This window comes from Holdemanella sp. MSK.7.32 (assembly GCF_024460475.1).
Taxonomy (GTDB): Bacteria; Bacillota_I; Bacilli_A; order Erysipelotrichales; family Erysipelotrichaceae; genus Holdemanella.
On record NZ_JANFYN010000113.1, the window covers coordinates 1 to 836 of the forward strand.

The window sequence follows — 836 nt, forward strand, 5'->3', positions numbered from 1 at the left end:
AAGGAGATCATTATGATTTATACAATTACTTTTAACCCCTCTTTAGACTACGTTATTCAAGTCGATCATTTTAAGCCTGGTATCATTAATAAAACAAAATTCGAAGAAATCCTTCCCGGAGGAAAAGGCATTAATGTTTCAATTGTCCTATCCAATCTTGGACACGAAAGTACAGCCCTAGGTTTTATGGCGGGTTTTACAGGAGAAGAAATTGAACATAAATTAGAAAGCTATGGAGCTAAAACAGATTTCATTCATGTAAAGAAAGGATTATCTAGAATCAACGTAAAAATGAAATCCGATGAAGAAACAGAAATCAATGGTATGGGGCCTGATATTCAGCCAGAAGACATTCAAGAATTATTCAATCAATTAGATGGTCTAACAGAAAAAGATATTCTCGTTATTTCAGGAAGCATCCCAAGTACTTTACCAGATACAATGTATGAACAGATCATGGAACGAGTTCAGAAAAAGAAAATAAAAGTTGTTGTCGATGCGACAAACAACCTATTATTAAAAGTATTAAAATATAAACCTTTCTTAATTAAACCAAACAATCATGAATTAGGTGAAATCTTTAATGTCGAATTAAACACTCGAGATGACGTCATTCCTTACGCCAAAAAGCTACAGGAAATGGGTGCTCAAAACGTATTGATTTCTATGGCAGGACAAGGTGCAGTGCTTGTAAGTGATAATAATGAAGTGATTCAAAGTAAAGCACCAAAAGGAGAAGTAGTGAATTCTGTTGGTGCTGGTGATTCTATGGTTGCAGGTTTCCTTGCCGGATATTTAGAAACAAACGACTACTCAAAAGCCTTTATCAACGGTTT

At 34.6% G+C, this 836-nt stretch carries 1 protein-coding gene; it reads left to right on the forward strand.

Annotated elements, in window-relative coordinates:
* Positions 1-12: 12 nt before the first annotated feature.
* The coding region (gene pfkB, locus NE544_RS12025; protein ID WP_256269500.1) for a 1-phosphofructokinase at positions 13-836 on the forward strand (824 nt) is incomplete at its 3' end.